Source organism: Brevibacterium litoralis, from assembly GCF_040212315.1.
Classification (GTDB): Bacteria; Actinomycetota; Actinomycetes; order Actinomycetales; family Brevibacteriaceae; genus Brevibacterium; species Brevibacterium litoralis.
In genome coordinates this window covers 1-22,688 of the sequence record NZ_JBDIUY010000025.1, presented here as the reverse complement: position 1 = coordinate 22,688, position 22,688 = coordinate 1, and the positions used below count along the sequence as shown (strand labels likewise).

Here is a 22,688-nt window from a genome sequence, read left to right as displayed (position 1 = left end):
GGTGGTGCCTCGCTCAGGGCGCGCCTCCGCGGGCGATGAGTTCCCGGGCCAGACGCCGGTAGGAGATCGCCGCCTCGTGTGTGGGTGCGAAGGTGGTGATCGGCTGGCCGCCCACGGAGGCGTCGGGGAACTTGACGGTCCGGCGGATGACGGTCTCGAAGACCTTGTCGCCGAACCCGTCGACGATGCTCTGGATGACCTCGCGGGCGTGGATGGTACGCCCGTCGTACATGGTCGCGACGAACCCGTCGAGCTGGAGGCCGGAGTTCAGCCGGTCCTGCACCTTCTCGATCGTGTCGATGAGAAGGGCCACGCCGCGCAGCGCGAAGTACTCGCTGGCCACCGGCACGATCGCCCCGTGCGAGGCCGAGAGCGCGTTGATGGCGAGCAGACCGAGGGTCGGCTGGCAGTCGATGAGGACGACGTCGTACTCGTCGGAGACCTTCTCGAGGACCCGCTGGAGCGCGAACTCGCGGGCCACCTCGTTGACGAGCTGCACCTCGGCGGCCGACAGCTCGATGTTGGCGGGCATGATGTCGACGTTCGGGGCCGCGTCGTAGAGGATCACGTCGTGCGGGTCCATGCGGCGGGAGAACATGAGGTCGAGCACGGTCTTGTCCAGGTCGTCCGGCCGGTACCCGAAGCTCGCGGTGAGCGCGCCCTGCGGGTCGAAATCGACGAGCAGGACCTTGCGGCCGAACTCCCCGAGAGCGGCGCCGAGGCTCACGGTCGAGGTCGTCTTGCCGACCCCGCCCTTCTGGTTGACCATCGCGATGACGCGTGCGGGACCGTGACCGTCGAGGGCCGGCGGTTCCGGGAACACCGTGCGGGGACGGCCGGTGGGACCCAGGTCGTCGTTGCCCAGGTCGAGTTTCTGCTGCGAATCAACCACGGAGGTCCTTCGTCCTTTCGCCTCGGATGTCAGGCTCCAACCCTACCGCTCGCACACCTGTCCCCCGTGCACCACCACGCGGGCGTGATCGGATCGTCCTCGGATCGTCGCTCCCGGTTCCACCGCCCGTCTTCCACCACCCGTCACCCACGGCGCCGACCGCGCCGGCCGTGTGGTTCCGCGTCGGCTTCAGCGTGCACGCGGATGGGTGAGCGCGTAGACCTCGCGGAGGTTCTGGGCCGTGACCCGGGTGTAGATCTGGGTCGTCGTCACCGAGGAGTGACCGAGCAGTTCCTGGACCACGCGGATGTCGGCACCGCCCTCGAGCAGGTGCGTGGCGAAGGAGTGGCGCAGGGAGTGGGGCGAGACGTGCTCCTCCAGTCCGGCCTGCCGGGCGGCGGTGACGATCGCCGTCCATGCGGACTGTCGGCTCAGTCGCCCACCCCGGCGGTTGAGGAACACCGCACCGGCGCGGTCGTGGGCACGGGCACCTCGCGCGCGGGCCGCCTCGAACTCGGGGCGCCCCCGCGTGAGCCAGGCCCGGAGTGCGCCGGTGGCCAGTGACCCGACGGGCACCAGGCGTTCCTTCCCGCCCTTGCCGTAGAGCCGGGCGACGCCGGTGCGGCGGTCGTCCCCGGCGCCGTTCGTTCCTGCCCCGCTTCCCGGACCATGGCCCGGAGAGGGCAGGTCGAGGTCGTCGAGGTCGAGGCCGACCGCCTCGGAGACACGCGCACCGGTCGCGTAGAGGAACTCCAGGAGCGCCCGCGTACGGAGTTCCGCGGCGGAGTCCCCGACGACGGTGTCGAGGAGGGCGACCACCTGGTCGACGGTGAGGGCCTTCGGCAGTCGTTCGGTCTCCCCCGCCGGCGTGACGTCGGCCCCGGGGTCGGTGGGGGTGAGGCCCTCGGCGTGCAGGTGGGCGTGCAGGCGCCGCACGGAGACGAGGGCGCGGGACCGGGACCGCGTGGACAGTCCGGAGTCGGCCAGCGAGGTCGCGAAGGTCCGGACGTCCGAGGGGGTGACGGCCGCGAGGTCGGTGATCGACTGGGCGGCGACCCAGCGCAGGTACTTGGCGAGGTCGCGGGCATAGGCGTCGACGGAGTTGACGCTCAGTCCGCGTTCGAGCTCGAGATGTTCGAGGTACGCGGCGGTCGGTCCGTGCAGAGGAGGACCGATCTCCTCCGGGTCGGGCAACAGTCCGGTCCCGTGCCGGGCGCGGGGGCGGGCCACCGGGGCTCAGTCCTCCGGAGTGTCGCCGGGCCCGGTCCCCTGCTCTATCCCAGGAGCGACCTCACGGGCGGGCCACGGCGCGTCGACCGGGCGCAGGTCGGTCCACCCGCGGGCACGGGCGTGGTGGGCGTGGAGGATCGCGAGCTGACAGGTGGCGTTCTGGATCCGGCCGTCGAGGACGGCGGCCAGTGCCGTGTCGAGGCCGACCCAGGCCGGTTCGATGCCGCGTTCCTCGGCCTCGCGTTCGAAGGTCGCCTCGACGGCGGACACGTCACGGGCCAGGTAGATGCGGATCGACTCGCTCAGGCCGCCGGGCGAGGTGAGCTGGTCGGCGAGCACGTGCCAGGTCTCCGCGCGCAGGTCCGCCTCCTCGGCGAGTTCCCGGGCGGCACCGCGCCAGGGTGGTTCGCCTGCGATGTCGAGCAGGCCCGCGGGGATCTCCCACTCCCGGGCCCGGACGGGGTGCCGGTACTGGCGGATGAGGAGGATCCGGTCGGCCGCGTCGACCGCGGCGACGGCGACCGCACCGGTGTGCCGGACGAACTCCCGGGTGATCGGTCGCGGGGACTCCGGGAGCGTGAAGGTCTCCTCGACGACGTCCCAGACGATGCCGTGGTGGACGACCGCGGACGCACTGATCTCCGGCTCACCGAAGGAATCGGCGAGCGGGGCCCGGTGCGTCCGAGGTCGGTCCACCACGGTGTGTACGTCCTTACTCGTTCGTGACCGGCTCAGCCCTGGCGGGCGACGGCGGCGGCGACGAGGCCCGCGAAGAGCGGGTGCGGGTTCGTCGGGCGCGACTTGAGCTCGGGGTGGGCCTGCGTCGACACGTAGTACGGGTGGACGTCGGCCGGGAGCTCGACGAACTCGACGAGCTTGCCGTTCGGCGAGGTGCCCGAGACCACGAGCCCGGCCTCCTCGAGGCGGGGACGGTAGGCGTTGTTCACCTCGTAGCGGTGACGGTGGCGCTCCTCGACCTCGGTGGCACCGTAGGCCCCGACGGCCACCGAACCCTCGGTGAGTGCCGCGGTGTAGGTGCCCAGGCGCATGGTGCCACCCAGGTCGCCCTCGCCGTCGACGATGTCCAGCTGCTCGTCCATCGTCGCGACGACCGGCTCGACCGTGTCCGGGTCGAACTCCGAGGACGAGGCGCCGGCGATCCCGGCGACGTTCCGCGCGTACTCGATGACCATGCACTGGAGGCCCAGGCACAGACCGAGGGTCGGGATGCCGTTCTCGCGGGTGTACCGGAGTGCACCGAGCTTGCCCTCGATGCCGCGGACACCGAAGCCACCGGGCACGCACACGGCGTCGAGGCCGGCGAGCTGTTCGGCGGCACCCTCGGGGGTCTCGCAGGTGTCGGAGGGGATCCAGCGGATGTTCACCTTCGCGTCGTTGGCGAACCCGCCGTGACGCAGGGCCTCCGTGACGGACAGGTAGGCGTCGGGCAGGTCGATGTACTTGCCGACCAGGCCCACCTCGACGGTGGTCGCCGGGTTGTGCACACGGTCGAGGACCTGGTCCCACTTGCGCCAGTCGACATCGCGGAAGGGCAGGTCGAGGCGGCGGATCGCGTAGACGTCCAGGCCGCCGTCGTGCAGGACCTTGGGGATGTCGTAGATGCTCGGGGCGTCGACACAGGGGACGACGGCGTCGAGGTCGACGTCGCAGAAAGAGGCGATCTTGCCGCGGATCCCGTCCGGGATCTCCCGGTCCGACCGCAGGACGATGGCGTCCGGCTGGATACCGATCGACCGGAGGGTCGCCACGGAGTGCTGCGTCGGCTTGGTCTTGAGCTCGCCGGAGGGGGCGATGAAGGGCACGAGCGAGACGTGCACGAAGAACACGTTCTCGCGACCGATGTCGGTCCGGATCTGGCGGGCGGCCTCGAGGAAGGGCTGCGACTCGATGTCACCGACGGTGCCACCGATCTCGGTGATGATGACGTCGGGCTTCTCGCCGTCGGTGCGCTCCGCCTGGGCGCGCATGCGTTCCTTGATCTCGTCGGTGATGTGCGGGATGACCTGCACCGTGTCACCGAGGTACTCACCGCGGCGCTCCTTGGCGATGACGCGGGAGTAGACCTGGCCGGTCGTCACGTTCGCCGAGGCGTCGAGCGGGGTGTCGAGAAAACGCTCGTAGTGACCGATGTCGAGGTCCGTCTCCGCACCGTCGTCGGTCACGAACACCTCACCGTGCTGGAAGGGGTTCATCGTGCCCGGATCCACGTTGAGGTACGGGTCGAGCTTCTGCATGGCCACCTTGAGTCCCCGCTGTGCGAGGAGGTGTCCGAGGGACGAAGCCGAGAGTCCCTTCCCGAGGGAGGAGACGACTCCACCCGTGACGAAGATCTGCTTTGTCATCTTCTGCTCGTCTGAGCTCAACCGGTTCACCACGGGCCACCATTCTATCAGTCGGGTTCCACCCCTGGGGTGTGTCGAGGGGGTGAGTCAGGACTCAGGGAGGGATGTCGGGGAGTGGGCGACGTCGGACGCAGGAGAGCATCGGACGCGAAGTCCGATTCGGCTCTGCTTCAGCCCTTCGCGTGGACGAGCCGGGCGTAGAGCGCGCGGAGGTCCTCCGCGATGAAGGCACCACCGTCCACGTCGTCCACCCGCCTGCGCGCGGCCACGGCGCGTTCACCGCGCAGTGCCGGGCGGTCGATGTACGCGGCGATCGCGTCGACCAGGCCCTCGACGTCGTCGGCGGCCACGTGCGTGGCGGCGTCACCCCACAGGCGGGCACCCCGGTCGGAGCCGACGAACACGACCGGCTTCTGCAACTGCATGAGGTCCTCGGCGTCGAACTCGCCCATCCGGTCGGTGGCGATCACGAGGTCCGCGGCGGCCATGAGGTCGACGGAGAGGTCCTGATCGGCCAGTTCCACGCCGCGGTCCTTCTTGACGAACTCCCGGGCTATGAGGCCCCGCAGGCCACCGTGACCGGAGAGCGCGACGGTCCACTTGCGGTCGGCGCGGTGGGTGGAGATGCGGTGGGCGGCGTCGACGATCGCCGTGAGCGCTCCGTGGTCGACGAGGTCGACGGGGCTGGCGACCAGCCAGGTGCCGGACCGGACGCCCAGCGCCGTGCGCACGGCCTGCTTGGACCGGGTGGGCCGCAGCCGTCGGTCGAGGTCGGCCTTGAGGAGTCGCGCGCGCTCCACGTGGGCGACATCCGGTTCGAACCACTCGACGACCGGTTCCGTCGTGCCGAGGACGGCGTCCGCGGTGCGGGCGACGATCCGGGCGTCGGCCTTGGCGAGGAAGGAGGACGAGGAGAACCGGCCGACGCTCGCCACGAGGGTGGGACGGAAGGAGGCGGGCAGACCCGTGAGACCCATCCCGGCGACGGCCGCGGCGTGGAGGCCGTGGGCGTGGACGACCTCGACGTGGCGGTAGAGCTTGTGGAGGCTCAGCGCGTGGTCCGGATCACCCGGGACCAGCGAACCGCGGACGGGCACCTCGACGTGACGGAGTTCCGCGGTCTCGGTGAGGCCCAGGTCCGCGAACACCTCCGGTCGGGAGGCGACGGCCACCCGGTGTCCGGCGGCCAGGTGACCGGCGACGGCGACCTTCGCGACCTCCGCGAGCGGACCGGTGGACTCCGTGACCACGTGGAGGATCCGGACCGCGGCGTCGAGCGCGGGGATCGCCGGCTCGGGGGTGTCCGTGGGGGTGTCCGTGGTGGTCTCCACCGAGCTCTGCTGAGCGTGGGTCATGGGCAGGTCCTCACATCCGTCCAAGGTTTTCACGTGCGACGTACAGACTACCGTCCACGAGCGCGAGCCAGGTCACGCCCGGTGCACCGGGTCGAGCGGCCGGCTCACGGGGTCGTGCGGCCGGCTCACCGGGTGAGCAGGTCACGGTAGTGGTCGAGGACGAGTGCGGCCGCCCGGTCCTCGTCGGGCAGGTCGGCACCGAGCCTGGCCGCCGCCTCACCGAGCGCCACCCGGGCCGCCGGATCCTCGGCCAGGTGGACGAGCGCCTCGCCGAGAGCCGCGGGGTCGTCGGGGTCCACGAGGATCCCGGCCTCGCCCACGAGTTCCGGCGTGCCGCCCACGGCGGTCGCGATGATCGGCGTGCCGACGATCATCGCCTCCTGGAGCACGAGTGCCCGGGCGTCCCACAGGCTCGTGAGCACGAAGAGGTCCGCGGCCCGCAGCAGGTCGCCGACGTCCGCGCGCTGCCCGAGGAAGTGCACCGGCAGGTCGTCGGCCTCCACGAGCGCCCGGACCTTCTCCAGTTCCGCCTCGTCGGCGGTCCCGGCGACGAGCACGTGGAGCCGGGGGATCCGCGCGCTCACCCGGGCGAGCGCGCGCATGAGGAGGGTGTAGTTCTTCTGTGGGGCCACCCGGCCCACGCACACCGCGAGCAGCGAGTCCCGCGGCAGGTCGAACTCGGTCGTGAGCCGGGCCCGCAGGGCCGCCGCCTCGGCGGCCGTCCCCTCCCCCACGTCCGGAGCCGCGACGGGGGCGAGGACCGCGTCCGAGGCGCCCCGTTCCCGGGCCTGCTCCACGAGGTCCGCGCTCGCACCGAGCGTGCGGTCGGCCCGCCGGGCCACATAGGTCTGCACCGCGGTCTCGGCCCTCCCGCGCAGACCGGTCGCCATCGCGCGGTTGTGCCAGGTGACGAGGGAGACGGGGAGCGACGTACCGCCGCGCCGACGGAGAGGGTCCGCCCGCAGTCGGTCGAGGGCGGCGAGGGTGAGGAATCCGGCACGGAAACCGTGGGCGTGGACGACGTCCGCGTGGAAGGTGTCGACCAGGTGCGCGAGCCGTGCGACGGTCCGCAGATCACGGACACCCAGGCCCGTGCCGACGTCGAGCGGCACGAACCGGACGCCCGGCACCCGGCCGAACCCGAAGTGGTCCTCGGTCTCCGGCGACCCGATGACCCCGACGGTGTGGCCGGCGGCCGCGAACCGGTGCACGAGGGAGGCGACATGCGTGCCCACTCCCCCCGTCGAGGTCGTGAGCACGAGGAGGATGCGAAGTCCCCCGTCCCCGGTGCCGGGTTCTCCGGTGCCGGCTACTTCGGTGCCGTGGTGCCAGGAGGTCATGCGGTCCCTTCGTCCGACTTACCTGCGGTACACGAGAAGTCTAAGCGGGAGAGCGACGAGACCCGCGGCCACGAGGCCTGCACACACCCCACGGAGCACGGCGACCCCGAGGGCCGCCGGAATGCCACCGGCCTCGAGGACCGTGCCTGCGTCGAGGAGCGGCCAGACCGCGAGTCCGCGGGCGACGAGCACCCCGGCCCCGGCGGCGACGACCGCGGTCGACCCGGCGAGGAACACGTCCCGGAGCATCCGGCGCCACGAGACGAGACCGAGCACACGGCGGACCGCGGCGAAGAGGAGGACGGCCGCGAGCGTCATGCCGACCGCATGGGCGAGACCCACGAGGCCCAGCGTCCGGGCGGCGAGCGCGGTGGAGACCGTCGCACCGGCCGCGACCTCGCCCGGACTGCCGGTGCCCCCGAGCAGGACGGCCGCACCGATGAGCACGGTGAGGGCGACACCGGCCCAGCCGAGCGCCGTACCGCGGGCCACGTACCGGCCGCGTTCGTGGGCGTAGAGCACCCGCTGCAACCAGGCGACCAGGCACCAGCCGGGAACCGCGAGCGCCATGAGCACGACGGCGGCCGCCATGCCCGTGAAGCGTTCGGGCCCGGCGGCGTCGAGGAGTCCGAAGAAGGTCTGGAGCGGTTCGCTCGCGGCGACGAGCACGGTTCCACCGAGCACCCCGAGCCACAGGACCCGGGTCGTCGTCCGGCGCACGTGCTCACCGGCGTCCGCCCCCTCGGCGAGCAGCGCGGAGAGGTTCTGGAAGGCGATTGTCGCGACGGGGACGGCGAGGACCGCGTAGGGCAACAGGTAGATCGCCTGGACGTAGCTGAAGACGACGAACACACCGTCACCGCCCACCCGGTTGGACACGAGCATCGTCACGAGGACCGCCGCCTGTTGCGCGGCGAGCGCCACGATGCCGGCGGTGGCCAGCCGCACGGCCCGCCGGGCCACGCCGGGCGGGAAGCGGAAGGTGGGTCGGACCCGGATCCCGGTGCGCGCGGTCGGCAGGGCCAGGGGCAGCGAGAGGGCGAACACACCCGCGGTGGTCCCCCAGGCCAGCAGGGCGAGTGCGGAGGGAGCGGCGACATCGGGGTCGGTCGCGAGCGCCCCGTAGACGCCGTAGGTGCCGATGACGACGAGGCTCGAGAGCAACGGCACGAAGGCCGGCCACAGGAACCTGCGGTGCGCCTGGAGGACACCGGTGAGGACCGCGCTCACGGCGTAGAAGGGCAGCTGCACGGCGAAGACGAGCAGGAACCCGGCGGCGTAGGTCCGCGCCGGTCCCGGATCGACGAGCAGGCCGGAGATCGGACCCGACAGGAGGGCCAGGGCGAGGGCCAGGGGCACGGTCGCCGCGAGCGCCCAGGTGAGCAAGGCGGAGACGATCCGGTTCGCGTCCGCGGTCCCGGCGGCCGACTCCCGGGCGTCGGCGGCGGCACGGCGGGCCAGGGGGACGGCGAGGAGAGGGACGACGGCCCCGGCCAGGGCGCCTCCGGCGACGACCTCGAAGAGGATGTTCGGCACCATGTTCGCCGACTGGTAGGCGGTGCCGACGGCACCGGCGCCGACGGTCGGCGAGAAGACGAGCCAGCGGCCGAATCCGACGAGGCGTGCGAGGAGGGTGAGCGCGGAGACGAGCAGGGCCGTCCGTGCGAGCAGCCCCGTGAGCCGCGCACGCAACGCGGACACGGTCACCGGCCCCAGGCGTCGAGTTCGCGCAGCCCCGGGGTGTTCTCGATGACGCGGGTGAACGACACCTTCTCACTGGCGAGGGTGAGTCCGGCGAGCACGCCGAGGGCGAGCAGACGCCCCCGGGTGTCGGAATCCAGGGCCAGACGGGTACCGAGCACGGCACCCAGCGCGTTCGCCCCGGTGTCCCCGAGCATCGTCGCACCGGCCAGGTCGTCGGGCACGAGGGCGGCGACGGTGCCGAGCAGGGCGCCGGTGAGGACTGCCGAGGTCTCGGCCCCGTGGGGACCTCCAGGGGCGTTACGACCACCGGTGAGGACGAGGAGCACGAGCGTGGCCTTGAGCGCTCGGCCCGGGCGCAGGTCGAGGAGGTTGAGCAGATTCGCCGTACCGGCGATCACCCCACCGCCCGCGACGAGGTCGAGGGCCCGGGTGGGCACGGAGTCGCCGCGACCGCCCAGGAACCCGGCGGCCAGCAGCGACACGGCGGGGATGCCGAGGACCTTGAGGCCCCCGGTCGTCACGTGCCCGGAGGCCAGTGCCCCCAGGTGTCCACGCAGTCCCTTGGCGTCTCCGCTCTCGCCGAAGTCGTCGACGGCCCCGAGCACCCCGGAGACCGCGGTGACGAGGGCGACGGCGGTACGGGCACGGGTGCCCGGCACGAGGACGGCCGGAGCGAGGAGGCCCGCGACCGTGGCGGGGCCCTCCGACAGGGAGACGGTGCGCCCCGCATGGTTCGTCCGGTCCATCCGCGCGCGCAGCGCCGGGGTCGCCCGGGTGGCGAGCAATCGACCGACACCGCGGGCCACGCCGTAGGCGGCCGCGGCGGCCACACCGCCGAGGACGAGGCGCCGGATCACTGCTCGTCCTCGTCGTCCGTCCCGGCCGCGTCGCCGGAGCCCTCGGAGCCCTCCGTGCCCGAGGTGCCGGCGCCCTGGTCGGCGACGACCGTGCGCAGGGCGATCGTGTCGGGGGCGACCGCATCGGCGGTGTCGAGGAAGCCGTAGTCCCGGTCGGTGCCCGTGTGGGCGGCGGAGGTCCCGAGGACCGCGAGGACGGGACCGGCACTGCGTTCCAGACCGTCGACCGTCACGACCGGGGAGTTCTCGGCCCGGATCTCGGCCAGTGCCCCGGAGCTCGCGTTGTCCGTGGTCCCGGCCAGTGCCGTGTTACCGGCCTGGCCGAGTCCGCGGGTGAGGTCGGCCCAGCCGGTGTCGAGGGCGGGTGCGGCCGGGCTCGGGGTCGCCGCGGTGTCCTCCTCGCTCTCGGTGTCACCGGAGTCCGCGGTCCCGGCGGTCGTGGTGGGAGACGGCTCGGCCTCCTCGGTCCGGGGGGCGACGGGCGCGAGGAGGAGCACGGCGTCGGCATCGGCCACCTGTGCGTCCTCGGCCCGGCCGGCGTCGGCGAAGAGGTCGAGGACCTGCTGCGCGCGGTCGCGGTCGTAGGTGACGGGCGCCTCGACGGCGCTCTCGTCGGTGCCGGTGTCGGTGGACTCCGCGTCGGCCGTCTCCTCCGCGGTCGCCGCGCCGTCGGCGAGGGAGGCGCCGGGCGTCACGGAGGAGCCCCAGGCCCGCGACAGGGCGGCGGGCAGGGCCACACCCGGTTCGTCGGACAGGCTCGGGTCGAGTGCGAGCAGCTCGCTGTGCAGGTCCTCGGCACCCTCGGTCAGCAGCGCACCGTCGCGCAGCGTGAGCGAACCGGCGGTCGTCGCGCCGGCGTCCTCCAGGTACCCGGATACGGCGTCGACGGTGGCCGCCTCGACGCCGGGTCCGACGACGAGTGCCACCTCGGCCCCGGTGAGGGTGCCGTCCAGGAGGTCGGCGGCGGTCGCGGCGACATAGGAGTCGAGCGCCTCGACGTCCTGGCCGGCGGCGTCGAGATCGAGCCGCAGGCGGTCACGGTCGTCGCGCAGCGAGTCGACCTGGGTCTGGAGGGACTCCCCGATCGGACCGCGCAAGGGGCCTGCACCCAGCACGATGCCGACGGCCAAAGCCAGGAACACCGAGATGAGGGAGACGAGGTGGTAACGGAAATCGATCACGGGCCGGTACTTCCTTGGTCGGGGCCGAAGAGCATCTGGAACCACTGGAACAGGCCGTCGAACCGCGCACCGACGAGCCCCAGGGCCGTCTGTCCGGCGGCGGTGGCCGAGAGCGCGGCCAGGAGGGCGACGAGCCCGGCGGCGGCGAGCACGAGGAGCTGGAGGTTGGAGATCCGCTGGCGGTAGAGCAGGGACACACCCTTGGCGTCGATGAGCTTCGAGCCGATGCGCAGGCGGGTGAGGAAGGTCGAGGCCATGCCCTTGCGGCCCTTGTCGAGGAACTCGACGAGCGTGTCGTGGGTGCCGACGGCGACGATGAGGTCCGCGCCCTTGTCGTCGGCCAGCAGCATGGCGATGTCCTCGCTCGTCCCCGAGGCGGGGAACACGACGGAGTCGAGACCCAGGCCGTCCAGGCGTTCGGTGCCCGGTGCCCGGCCGTCGCGGTAGGCGTGGACGACGAGTTCCGCGCCGGAGGTGAGCGCGCCGTCGGAGACGGAGTCCATGTCCCCGACGATCATGTCCGGGGTGTGACCGGCCTCGATGATCGCGTCGGCACCGCCGTCGACGCCGATGAGGACCGGACGGTACTCGCGGATGTAGGTCTTGAGCATCGCGAGGTCCTCCTTGTAGTGGTAGCCACGCACGACGATGAGTGCGTGGCGACCGGAGAACCGGGTCTTCACCTCGGGCACGACGAGGGAGTTCTCGAGGAGGTCGGAGTCCTTGCGGATGTACTCGATCGTGTTGTCGACGAAGTCGACGAGCACGTCGTCCATGCCGGCCTCGGCCTCGGCGAGCTGTTCCGCGATCCTGTCCGGGGTGAGGACGGTGCCGGTGGCCACCGCCGCGGAGTCGAGGTAGAGGGTGTCCCCGTCGAGGACGACCTCCTGGCCCTCCTCGAGGGCCTCGAACACCTCGTCGCCGGTGGCGTCGAGCAGCGGGATCCCGGACTCGACGATGATGCCGGGGCCGACGTTCGGGTACCGCCCCGAGGTCGATCTGGATGCGTTGATCACCGCGGCCGGGCGACAGCCCACGAGTGCCTCGGCGCTCACGCGGTCGATGTCGGCATGGCGGATCACCGCGATCTCGCCGGGCCCGAGCCGCTTGGTGAGGTCCTTGGTCCTCCGGTCCAGTCGCACGAGAGCGGGACCGATGCGTTCGGACACCGGTGGCTGGTCACGACCCTTGCGCAGTTTCATCAAGGCGCCATTCTGTCAGACGGACACCGTTCCACCTGCGATTTCCGCCTGCGAGGACGCCCCGAGCACTGTGATCTGTGCCCTCAGAACCGCGCCTTGTCGTGTTCGGCGGTCTCCATGAGCTCCGCCGCGTGGGTCCGGGCGGACTCCGAATCGGCCATCCCACCGAGCATCCGGGCCAGTTCGGTCTCCCGTCCGGCGCGGTCGAGGACGTCCACCCCGGAGACCGCGCCCTTGGCCCGGTCGTCCTTGACGATCGTGAGGTGGTGGTCGGCCCAGGCGGCCACCTGGGGCAGGTGGGTGACGACGATGACCTGAGAGCCCTGGGCGAGTATGGCCAGCCGGCGGCCGATCTCGATGGCGGCCTTGCCACCGACACCGGAGTCGACCTCGTCGAACACGAAGGTCGGGAAGGACTCGGTGCGGGCCTTGACGACCTCGATCGCGAGCATGACGCGGGAGAGCTCACCACCACTGGCCAGTCGCCCGATGTCGCCGGGTTCTCCTGCGTCGTGGGCGGAGAAGAGCATGCGGACCGAGTCCGTCCCCCAGGTGTGCGGGCCGTCGCCGGCCTCTTCGATCTCGAAGACGATCCGGGCACGTGGCATGGACAGCGCGGTGAGCTCCGTCGACACGGCCGTGGCGAACCGTTTGGCCGCCTTCCGGCGGGCCTCCATGAGTGCCGCACCGGTGTCGAGCACCCGGGCGTGGGCGGCGCCGACCCGCTCGTCGATGTCCTCCAGGGAGCTCTCCGCGTTCTGCAGTTGTGTGAGTTCGGCCCCGGCGCGTTCCTCGAAGGCGAGGACTTCCGTGACGTCCTCGCCGTAGACGCTCAGCGACCCGATCTCCGCGCGGCGGTTCTCCGTCTCCTCCAAGGAGACCGCGTCGAGGTCGTCGAAGCCCTGGAGGTAGGCCGACAGGTCCGAGGCGAGGTCGGAGATCCGGCCCGTGAGCTCGGTGAGTGCCGCGGCCCGGTCCTCCAGGCCCGCATCGTCGACGGCGGCCCGCTGGAGTTCGTGCACGGCCGCACCCACCAGGTCCGCCGCGTTCGGGGCCTCCTCCCAGTCGGCACCGACGAGTGCGGTGTGGGCGGTGCCCACGGCGGTCTTGAGGTCCTCCGCGGCCCGCAGGCGCTGGGCGAGGGCGGCGAGTTCGGTGTCCTCGCCGGGCAGTGGTCGCACCGCGTCGATCTTCTCCAGGCTGGTGGCGAGGAAGGCGACGCGTTCCGCCCGCTCCCGGGAGGTCTCCAGCAGCCGGGCGTGTTCCGCGCGCAGTTCCTTCCAGTGGGCGAAGGCCTCCCGGTACGTCCGGAGGGCCTTGGCCACGGGGGCACCGGCGTACTCGTCGAGGAGTGCACGCTGCTTGGACGGGGACTTGAGCCCCAACTGTTCGGACTGACCGTGCATGGACACGAGTTCGTCACCGATCTCCCGGAGCACGCCGAGGGGGACGGTGCGGCCCCCCGCGGTCGCCCGGGCCCGGCCGGAGGTCGGGAGGATGCGGGAGACGATCGCGTCCTCCTCCGCCTCACCGCCGGCCTCCTCGATCCGCGCGCGGACGCCCGCGGGACCGTCGGTCAGCTCGAAGACGCCTTCGACGACCGCCCGGTCGGCGCCCTTGCGGACCATCTGTGAGTCCGCGCGGGCACCCGTGAGGAGGTCGAGGGCGGTGACGAACATCGTCTTCCCGGCGCCGGTCTCGCCGGTGACCACGGTGAGGCCGGGTCCCAGCTCGATCTGCGCCCGGGAGATGACGCCCAGGTCGTGGATTCCGAGTGCGCTGATCACGCCCCGATCGTAGCGCGCCGACCGCGCTGAGGGAACATCAATTCGAAGGCGTGTCCGATAATCCGTTCGAATTCTGCTGCGGGCCCCGCCATCCGGAGACCGGCAACTGGAACTTGGCGACCAGGCGATCGGTGAACGGACCCCGGTGCAGACGGGCGAAGGCCATGGGCCGCGAGGACCGGCGCGCCTCGATCCGACACCCCGGCGGCAGGTCGATCTCCCGGCGGCCGTCGCACCACAGGACCGCGTCCTGACCGGCCGGCGTGTCGAGGAACTCGACGCCCAGCCGGGACTCGGGGCCGACGACGAGCGGTTCGGAGAACAGTGCGTGGGCGCTGATCGGCACCATGAGGAGTGCCTCGACCTCGGGCCACACGATCGGGCCCCCGGCGGAGAAGGCATAGGCCGTCGACCCGGTGGGCGTCGCGAGGATGACCCCGTCGCACCCGAAGGAGGACACCGGCCGCTGGTCGACACCGCAGACGAGCTCGATCATCCGCGAGTGCTCGCCCTTCTCGATCGTCGCGTCGTTGAGCGCCCAACTGCGGTGGATCACCCGGCCGCCGGAGTGCACCGTGATGTCGAGCGCCAGGCGCTTCTCGACGGTGTAGTCCCGGGCGACGGCCCGGTGGACGGCGTCGTCCAGGTCCTCCTTCTCGCTCTCGGCCAGGAAGCCGACGTGACCGAGGTTCACGCCCATGATCGGGACGCCGAGGGCGTGGAACCGGCGGGCCGCGCGCAGGATCGTACCGTCCCCACCGAGCACCATGACCATCTCCAGGTCGGCGGCCACCGCGTGGATCCGGTGGTCGGCGACGACGTGGATCCGGGGTTCCGGGGGCCCGGCGTGCTCGACGAGGGAGGTGTACTCGGAGGCCAGCATGACGGGGCGCACCCCGTCGGCCTGGAGGGTCGCGCAGGCGGCGAGCGCCGCGTCCCGGGCATCGGCCCGTTGCGGGTGCAGGACGACGGCGATGCTGCGGGTCATGCGCGTTCTCCTCCGATGCGGTCGACGATGTCGGCGAGCAGTTCCGGGTCCACCGTACCCGGCGGGGCGGAACCGGTCGGCACCGTCCCCGTGCCAGGCACGGTGATCCGCAGGAAGTACTCGCGGTTGCCGGTGGGGCCGGGCAGGACGCTCGGTGCCCAGTCGACCACACGGGCCCCGGCCGCGGCGACCGCCTCGGCGATCCCGGCGACCGCGCGGGCCCGGGCACGCGGGTCGGTGACGACGCCGTGCTTGTCGAGGGCCGACCGGCCGAGTTCGAACTGCGGCTTGACCATGAGGAGGAGCTCGCCACCGGGCCGGGTGACTGCGAGCAGCCGGTCGAGGACGAGGGTGAGGGAGATGAAACTGAGGTCGGCGACGACGAGGTCGACACTCCCCCGTTCCCCCAGCCAGGCGGGTTCGAGGTCCCGGAGGTTGCGGCCGGGCATGTCGTGCACGCGGGGGTCGGCGACGACCACCGGGGAGAGCTGGTCGTGGCCGACGTCGACGGAGAAGACCTCCGCCGCGCCGCGTTCCAACAGCACCTGGGTGAATCCGCCCGTCGAGGCGCCCGCGTCGAGGCACACCCGCCCGGAGGGGTCGACGGAGCCGAAGGAGTCGAGCGCGCCGAGGAGCTTGTGCGCGCTCCGGGCCACCCAGGGGTCCACCTCGTCGAGGGTGAGGACTGCGTCAGCGGCGATCTTCGTCGCGGGTTTCGTCACGACCCGGCCGTCCACACGCACCCGGCCCGCCTCGATCTCCCGGGCCGCACGGGTCCGGGAGGTCACGAGACCCCGCACCGCGAGTTCCTGGTCGAGTCGGGGACTCATGCGGACTCCTCGTCGGGGTCGCCCCCGGGGTCCGGCTCGCCCGCGTCCTCGGCCACGCCCTCATCGATCACGCTCTCGTCGGCCACACCCTCGTCGGCCAACTGCGCCTCGAGTGCGTCGAGGCGCGCGGCCACGGCATCGAGATCGAGCGCGGAGTCGTCCTGAGGTACGGGCGCCTCGGGAGCGTGGTCCTGTGGAACCGGGTGGTCCTGGGGTCCGGCCATGCTCAGTCCGGACGTGCAGGGAAGGCGGACAGGTCGAGGTCCGTCGCCGAGGGCAGGGTGGCGAGCAGGGCGAGTGCGGCGTTGGCCGCGTCGAGGCCGGGCTCGTCGGTGACGAGGCGGCGGCCGTCGATCCGCACGGCCACGCCGTTGCAGGCGGCTGCGAAGCTGTCGAACACGTGGGGCACCGGCATGGGTTCGAGCAGGTCGGTGAGCGTGCGGACCACCCGGCCCGGGCGCATGTGCGCGGGCGCCCGCAGGGCGTCGTGGAGGTCGTGGACTCCGGTGAGGACGAGCGCGGAATCGTAGCCCGCGGCCACCGCACCCTGGATGTCGGTGTCGAGACGGTCGCCGACCATGAGGGGACGTTCACCCCCGATGGACCGGGCGCCGTGGTGGAGCATCGCGGCGTCGGGTTTGCCGGTGGCGCGGTAGGTGGCGCCGGTCGTCGACCGCACGACGGAGACGAAGGCACCGTTGCCCGGCAGCAGTCCGCGTTCCGTGGGCACCGTCGGATCGAGGTTCGTCACCCACCAGGCGGCCCCGGCGCGGATCGCCACGCAGGCCTCGGCGAGTTCCTCCCAGTCCACCCCGCGGTGGAATCCCTGGACGACGGCCACGGGATCGTCCGCGGCCTTCCGGACCGGGTCGAGCCCGGCCGCCCGGAGTTCGGCGACGAGGGACTCGGCACCGACGACGAGGACGCGGGAGCCGGCGGGCACCTCGGCGGCGAGGGCACGGGCACAGACCGCGGCCGAGGTGACCACCTGGTCCTCCTCGGCGCGCAGTCCCAGCTCGCGCAGGTGGGCGGCGACGGTGGCCGCCGAACGCCCGGCGTTGTTCGTCACGAAGCCGTAGGGCACGCCGCGGTCCGCCCACGTGCCCAGGGCCTCGGGCACACCGGGGACCGCGTGCGGACCGGCGTAGACGACCCCGTCGAGGTCGAGCAGGACGGAGTCGAAGGCCCGGGCGCCCGTCCCCTCGGCGGCGGTCGTCACTTGATGTCGTCCGGGTCGATGCCCGCGTCCCGGAGGATCTGGTCCGCCTCGTCCTCGATCGACATCTCGGCGGCGGGCGCGAGGTCCTCTGTGTCCTCGGCGGGTGCGGGGTCCACGGTGGACGTGGAGGCCTCGGCGGGTGCCTCGGTGACGGTGAGGCCCTCCTCGGTCGCGGACTCCGCGGTGACGGACTCGGCGGCGGGCCCGGTCGCTTCGGTCGCGGACTCGACGGGCGCCTCGGGAGCGGTGTCCTCCGCCTCGGAGTCGTCAGCCGCGGCGTCCGCGGGGACGGCGACGGGCTCGGCTCCGGCCAGCGCGTCCTCCTCGAGGTCCTCCTCCTCGATGGTGAGGATGGCGACTCCCTCGTTGAGGTCGACGTCCTCCTCGCCGAAGACGGTGCCGGTGGACTGCGCGGTGCGGCGGGCCAGTTCCTCGTACTTGTCGCCGGTCTCCTCGTCGCCCATGGCGCGCAGGAGGTCGGCATAGGCCGAGAGCAGGCGGACGGTGGGCCCGGCGGCGTGGCCGGTGAAGCCCAGGTCCTCCAGGATCTCCTTGGCGACACCCAGGTCCCCGAGGTCGGCGTGGGCGCCGGCGACGACGATGGCCGTCTCGATGCGCACCTCGTCGTCCAGGTCCTTGTCCTTGCACTCCGCCCACAGTTCGATGGCCTTCTGCGGCTTGCCGCGACCCCGCTCGGAGTCGGCGATGATCGCCAGGTTGTCGTCGGACCCGGAGATGCGGCGGTGGGTGCGCAGTTCGCGGAGCACCTCGTCGTACTTCTCCAGGCGGTAGGCGACGAGACCCAGGAACTCGCGGACGCCGGCCACGCGGGCGGCACGGTCGGCGGCGGCGCGGGCGTGGTCGTAGGCCAGCTGCGGGTCGACGTCGACGAACTGACCGGCGGCCACGAGGTGGCGCGCGACGGTCTCCGCGTTCTTCTTCTCCAGGGTCCTCAGCTGCGAGCGGATCTCGCCGGGGAGTTCGCGGCCGGTGATCTCCTCGGGGATCTCCGGACCGGGCGTGCGGACGGTCTTCGTCGCGCGGTCGCGTTCGCCACCGCGGCGCCGGTCGGGGCCACCCCGACGGTCGTCGCGGCGCGGACCGTTGCGGTCGTCGCGGCGCGGACCGTTGCGGTCGTCGCGGCGCGGGCCGTTGCGGTCGTCGCGGCGCGGACCGTTGCGGTCGTCGCGGCGGTCCTTGTCCCAGGGCTTCCGGTCACCATCACGCTTGGGACCACGGCGGTCGTCACGCCGGTCGTCCCGGCCACCGCGTCGGTCGTCACGCCGGTCACCCTTCTCCCAGGGCTTCCGGTCCTTGTCCCAGGGCTTCCGCTCACCGTCACGCTTGGGACCACGGCGATCGTCCCGCCGGTCATCTCGGCCACCGCGCCGATCATCCCGACGGTCGCCCTTCTCCCAGGGCTTGCGATCCTTGTCCCACGGCTTCCGGTCCTTGTCCCACGGCTTCCGCTCGCCGTCCCGGCCTCCGCGTCGATCGTCCCGGCTCCCGCCCCGGCGGTCGTCGCGCCGGTCGAACCGGCGGTCCCCACCGTGGGAGTCGTCCCGGCGGCGGTCTCCGGCGGCAGGAGCGCCTCGGCGGTCGCCCTCACGACGGTCACGGGGATGGCGGCCGCGACGGTCGCCGTCGCCGGATCCGCCTGCGGAAGGCCTGTTGCTGGAGTCGGACACGGTTCTCCCTCGTGAAGACTGGTGGATTCCGCCCAAGTCTACGCGCTCGGGGCCCTCCGGCGGTGGTCCGCGGCCGGTCCGGGACCACCGCCTTGCTCACACTGCTGTTCATTCCGTCGCCCCCTCCTCGTCATCCTCCTCTCCCGAGGGCCCCACACCTCGGCACCGCCTGTTCCCGCAGGGTTCCGCTGGACAGCCCCGCTCCACATTCACCCGCCGTTCGCCTGCGCGACACCCGGAGGTGGGATCGCCGCTGCCCGCGACCCGTAGCGTGATCGATCGCGTCACGCCGACGCGACGATCCACCGAGAGGAACCCATGCGTCACTCGACCACCCGCCTCGGCGCCCTGGCCGGGGCGTCCGCCCTCGCCGCCGCCGTCCTGGCGGGCACCGTCCTGCCCACGGCCGGCCACGCCGCCACGACCCCGGAACTCCCCGCCGGCTTCGAACACACCGTCATCGATTCCGCGCCGGACGCGGGCCTGGCCGTCACCCCGATCGGGCAGCATCGCGAGGACGTCTTCGACGAAGGCGCGGCGGAGATCGTCCAGCACCACGCCGCGACGGACACCACCCTCGTCGTCAACGCCGAGCAGGGCGTCGTGCAGATGATCGACGCGGCGGACACCTCGGCGCCGACCGTGCGGGGGATCCTGCCGACCGCCGGGGCCGCGATCGCCGGCGGGGGCACGGTCCCCGAGGGCGGCGTCGCCAACTCCGTGGCGGTCCGCGCCGACGGCCTCACCGCGATCGCCGTCGAGGCGCCCGTGAAGACCGACGACGGTTGGATCGTCTTCTACGACGTCTCCGGTGACGAGCCCGTGGCCCTCGGTGCCGTCGCGGCCGGCGCACTGCCCGACTCCGTGGTCTTCGACGAGACCGGCTCCTGGGCCGTCGTCGCGAACGAGGGCGAGCCCGCCGAGGACTACTCGGTCGATCCCGAGGGCAGCGTCGGCGTCATCGCCCTGCCCGCGGAGCTCACGGCGCCGACCACTGAAGATGTGCGGATCGCGGACTTCCGCGAGTTCGAGGAGGGCGGGTCCCTCACCCTGCCCGAGGGCATCCGGATCTACGGCGGCCGCGAGGACGCGACCGGTGAGGTCCCCGAGTTCCCCGTCTCGGAGAACCTGGAACCGGAGTACGCCGCGATCCTCGGCGACCAGGCCTACGTGAGCCTGCAGGAGGCCAACGGGATCGCCGTCGTCGACCTGGTCTCGGGAGAGGTCACGGACATCTGGGACCTCGGGACGCAGGATCTCTCGCAGGTCCCCACGGACCTCACGAACGAGGACGACGCCTACTCCCCCGTGACCGCGCCGATCGAGACCTTCCGGCAGCCGGACACCATCACGACCGTGAACATGGCGGGCACGGACTACCTGCTCACCGCCAACGAGGGTGACTCCCGCGACTGGGACGGCTACAGCGAGGAGATCCGGATCTCCGACTTCGGTCAGGACGGGATCGCACCGCTGTGCGAGACCTTCGTCGCCGAGGCCGGCTTCGACACCGTCGAGGAACTCCAGGACGACTTCAACCTCGGCCGTCTCAAGGCGACCACTGCGCAGGGACTCGACGAGGAGGCCGGCTGCTACAGCGAGGTCTACGGATTCGGCGGGCGTTCCTTCTCCGTCTTCAACACCTCCGGTGAGCTCGTCTTCGACTCGGGCAACGAGTTCGAGGAGCTCACCGCCCGCGTGCTGCCGGAGCAGTTCAACGCGAACAACGACGAGTCCGGCCTCGACTCCCGGTCCGACGACAAGGGCCCCGAGCCCGAGGCGATCGAGACCGCGACCATCGGTGACCGCACCTACGCCTTCATCGGCTTCGAGCGGGTGGGCGGAATCACCGTCTATGACATCACGGATCCCGCGCAGGCGACCTACCAGACCTACGTCAACACACGGAACTTCGACGTCGAGGTCATCGAGGACGACGTGGCGAACGCCGGCGACTCCGGCCCGGAGAGCATCGTCTACGTTACGGAGCGCGAGATGCTCGTCGTCGGCAACGAGGTGACCGGCTCGACGACCTACTACGACGTCCAGGACCTCACCACCCCGGCGGCCACCCCCACCGAGGAGGAGACCACCACCCCGGTCGAGACGACCGAGCCCACCGAGACGGCTGCACCGACGGAGACCACGGCTCCGGAGGAGACCGCTCCTGTCGAGGAGACGACCGAGGAGACCACCTCGGCCGCGGAGTCGACGGAGGACGCCACCGCCGGCGAGGCGGTCGCCGAGGATTCGGACGGTTCCCTCCCGGTGACCGGTACGCAGGCCGGTGTCATCGCCGGCGCCGGAGCGCTGCTGCTGGGCCTCGGTGCCCTGGCGCTCATGGCAGTCCGCCGCCGCGCCTGACACCCGGAGACCTGTCGTCACGGGGTTTGTCGCAGATGCCGGGAAACATGACACGGCATCTGCGACAGACTCCGTGATCTCACCTCATGCGGAGGGCCCTGCTCACCTGAGCAGGGCCCTCCGCATTTGTCCTCAGTCGAAGAGGTGGGCGATCGCCCGGAACGGCCAGGACAGCAGGAGCCACGTACCCCGGACGTAGTGGGTGAAGAGCACTGCCCCGCCCACGACGTCCCCGGTCTCCTCCGCCGCGCCGCGGAAACCAGCGAACCGCCGCTTCATCGAACGCGGTGAGCAGACGAACAACAACCAGGCGCAGAACCAGGCGCCGGCCGCGAAGGCAAGGGTCGCGAGGAACGCGGTGACCGGTAGATCGTCGAAGATCACGACGAGCAGGATGATGAGCACGATGATCGGCGAGACGAACGCGACGACCATCGCCGGCCAGAACAGGACGAAAGCAGTCCACCGGATGATGCCCACACCGACCGACCAACACGAAGCGGGAGGCGCGGCCGTGCCCTGTGCCGACTGTGCCATCGGTGGGTGGGGCCCGGGGTGGTGCGGCCCAGGGCGGGGTGGACCGAGTTGATGTGGTCCGGAGTGGAACGCCGCGGGTCGATGCGGAGGACGACCGTGCGGAGGCGGAACCGGTGGCGGAGTGCTCATCCCCCGATTGTGGCCGAAACCAGTGCTTCACACAGCAGGATCACCCTCGACGTGACGAAGCTGCAGCGCGAGCAGACCCTTCGTCGTCGCCCTGAGCAATGTCGAGTACCCCCTCGAAGGATCCGGTTCAGGAGGAATCGACCGACTCACACGGTCCCGGGAGGTGGGCCGAACGTGGATGTCGGAAGTTCTTCGCCGCGGTCGGGCCGCACGATCCGGGAGGTCGTGGCGAAGACGAGAACGCCGACAGAGGCGAGGGCAGAGCTGACCGGAAGGAACAACCGGGCGCTCTGGGTGTAGGTCCCGAAGACCACGACTGCGGCCCACATGCCCAGGCCGAGCACGGCGCACGACACGAAGAAGGCCACCAATCCACGACTCGTGATCCGACCGCGATCAGAGTCGCGGACCACATCGCCACATGAGATGCAGCCCCACACCAGGCCCCACGAGACCATGGACGGAACGAAACACGTGATGATGAAGAGACTCTTCGGATCAGAGGCCGCATCTTCGAACAGGTACCCGTCGGTCTCACCGAGGACGAGCGACAGGACGAGGACTGCGCCGACGAACAGCACAGTGGTGACCGGCACTGCGACCAACAGCAAGCACCCCAGACCCTGCCTGCGCACACCGCGGTCCGGACGACGCCCACTCAACCAGCCCACAGACCAAAACCACAGCGCGAGCGACATCATCATGCCCACCACGATCGGAACGGCGTCCATGCGGCTCCCAGACCTTCCGCGCATCTCGCCCGGGGCAATCATGAGGAAGAAGAGCGTGCACGCCATCGCGATTCCCGCGGCTATAGCCGTGACACGGAGCAGATCAACGGACCACGAAGGAACGGCTGCAGGCTTGAACGGATCAATCTGCCACGGAAAGGCTCATTTCCGAAAGTCATGGATGCATTTTCCACGATCATCTGCTGAATGTGCGACGGCCCGGTACCTCCGACAGAAGGCGGGGGTGCCGGGCCGTGAATGCAGTGAGGGCCCGGAAACCATCATGGTTTC

Annotated in this window: 19 protein-coding genes; 1 reads left to right on the top strand and 18 read right to left on the bottom strand. The window is 71.6% G+C overall.

Annotation, left to right across the window (positions count from 1 at the left end; genetic code table 11):
- Nucleotides 1–13: 13 nt before the first annotated feature.
- From AAD496_RS09115 to AAD496_RS09040, 16 genes are all read right to left on the bottom strand, one after another.
- Nucleotides 14–892, bottom strand: coding sequence for a ParA family protein (locus AAD496_RS09115; RefSeq protein WP_349828358.1), 879 nt, complete (start codon nt 890–892; stop codon nt 14–16).
- A 189-nt stretch (nt 893–1,081) separates the two neighbouring features.
- Nucleotides 1,082–2,122, bottom strand: a complete 1,041-nt coding sequence (locus tag AAD496_RS09110; RefSeq protein WP_349828356.1) for a site-specific tyrosine recombinase XerD — start codon at nt 2,120–2,122, stop codon at nt 1,082–1,084.
- A 6-nt stretch (nt 2,123–2,128) separates the two neighbouring features.
- The gene (locus AAD496_RS09105) at nt 2,129–2,821 is read right to left on the bottom strand and encodes an NUDIX domain-containing protein (protein WP_349828355.1); all 693 of its coding nucleotides are present in this window, start codon (nt 2,819–2,821) and stop codon (nt 2,129–2,131) included.
- 32 nt (nt 2,822–2,853) lie between these two features.
- Entirely contained in the window at nt 2,854–4,485 is a 1,632-nt protein-coding gene (gene pyrG / locus AAD496_RS09100) for a CTP synthase (protein WP_349828354.1), read from the bottom strand.
- 170 nt (nt 4,486–4,655) lie between these two features.
- Nucleotides 4,656–5,840: a glycosyltransferase gene (locus tag AAD496_RS09095; protein WP_349828353.1), complete on the bottom strand. Its 1,185-nt coding sequence runs from the start codon at nt 5,838–5,840 to the stop codon at nt 4,656–4,658.
- Between the two features lie 125 nt (nt 5,841–5,965).
- Complete coding sequence (locus AAD496_RS09090) at nt 5,966–7,180, bottom strand: glycosyltransferase family 4 protein (RefSeq protein WP_349828352.1); 1,215 nt, start codon at nt 7,178–7,180, stop codon at nt 5,966–5,968.
- Between the two features lie 18 nt (nt 7,181–7,198).
- Entirely contained in the window at nt 7,199–8,887 is a 1,689-nt protein-coding gene (gene murJ, locus AAD496_RS09085) for a murein biosynthesis integral membrane protein MurJ (protein ID WP_349828351.1), read from the bottom strand.
- A complete protein-coding gene (locus AAD496_RS09080) occupies nt 8,884–9,741 on the bottom strand; it encodes a hypothetical protein (protein ID WP_349828350.1) in 858 nt (285 codons plus the stop codon). The genes murJ and AAD496_RS09080 overlap by 4 nt, the downstream gene beginning before the upstream one ends.
- Nucleotides 9,738–10,922, bottom strand: coding sequence for a copper transporter (locus AAD496_RS09075; protein ID WP_349828349.1), 1,185 nt, complete (start codon nt 10,920–10,922; stop codon nt 9,738–9,740). Before AAD496_RS09075 ends, AAD496_RS09080 begins: the two co-directional genes overlap by 4 nt.
- Nucleotides 10,919–12,124, bottom strand: a complete 1,206-nt coding sequence (gene steA / locus AAD496_RS09070; RefSeq protein WP_349828348.1) for a putative cytokinetic ring protein SteA — start codon at nt 12,122–12,124, stop codon at nt 10,919–10,921. Before steA ends, AAD496_RS09075 begins: the two co-directional genes overlap by 4 nt.
- Before the next feature lie 83 nt (nt 12,125–12,207).
- On the bottom strand, nt 12,208–13,911 hold the full coding sequence (recN, locus tag AAD496_RS09065) for a DNA repair protein RecN (protein ID WP_349828347.1): 1,704 nt from the start codon (nt 13,909–13,911) through the stop codon (nt 12,208–12,210).
- A gap of 37 nt (nt 13,912–13,948) precedes the next feature.
- Nucleotides 13,949–14,899: an NAD kinase gene (locus AAD496_RS09060; protein WP_349828345.1), complete on the bottom strand. Its 951-nt coding sequence runs from the start codon at nt 14,897–14,899 to the stop codon at nt 13,949–13,951.
- Nucleotides 14,896–15,729, bottom strand: a complete 834-nt coding sequence (locus AAD496_RS09055) for a TlyA family RNA methyltransferase (protein WP_349828344.1) — start codon at nt 15,727–15,729, stop codon at nt 14,896–14,898. The genes AAD496_RS09060 and AAD496_RS09055 overlap by 4 nt, the downstream gene beginning before the upstream one ends.
- Nucleotides 15,726–15,953, bottom strand: a complete 228-nt coding sequence (locus tag AAD496_RS09050; RefSeq protein ID WP_349828343.1) for a hypothetical protein — start codon at nt 15,951–15,953, stop codon at nt 15,726–15,728. The genes AAD496_RS09055 and AAD496_RS09050 overlap by 4 nt, the downstream gene beginning before the upstream one ends.
- Before the next feature lie 2 nt (nt 15,954–15,955).
- Nucleotides 15,956–16,948 carry an HAD-IIA family hydrolase gene (locus AAD496_RS09045; protein WP_349828342.1) on the bottom strand — a complete coding sequence of 331 codons (993 nt, stop codon included), beginning with the start codon at nt 16,946–16,948 and terminating at the stop codon, nt 15,956–15,958.
- Nucleotides 16,945–18,636, bottom strand: coding sequence for a tetratricopeptide repeat protein (locus AAD496_RS09040; RefSeq protein WP_349828340.1), 1,692 nt, complete (start codon nt 18,634–18,636; stop codon nt 16,945–16,947). The genes AAD496_RS09045 and AAD496_RS09040 overlap by 4 nt, the downstream gene beginning before the upstream one ends.
- Before the next feature lie 318 nt (nt 18,637–18,954).
- On the opposite strand from AAD496_RS09040, the gene AAD496_RS09035 reads away from it, so the two are divergent.
- Nucleotides 18,955–21,000, top strand: a complete 2,046-nt coding sequence (locus AAD496_RS09035) for a choice-of-anchor I family protein (protein ID WP_349828339.1) — start codon at nt 18,955–18,957, stop codon at nt 20,998–21,000.
- 132 nt (nt 21,001–21,132) lie between these two features.
- Here the strand turns inward: AAD496_RS09035 and AAD496_RS09030 are convergent, their stop codons facing one another.
- Together AAD496_RS09030 and AAD496_RS09025 are read right to left on the bottom strand one after the other, a co-directional pair.
- Nucleotides 21,133–21,537: a hypothetical protein gene (locus AAD496_RS09030; protein ID WP_349828338.1), complete on the bottom strand. Its 405-nt coding sequence runs from the start codon at nt 21,535–21,537 to the stop codon at nt 21,133–21,135.
- Between the two features lie 275 nt (nt 21,538–21,812).
- Nucleotides 21,813–22,397: a hypothetical protein gene (locus AAD496_RS09025; RefSeq protein WP_349828337.1), complete on the bottom strand. Its 585-nt coding sequence runs from the start codon at nt 22,395–22,397 to the stop codon at nt 21,813–21,815.
- Between the last annotated feature and the right edge of the window lie 291 nt (nt 22,398–22,688).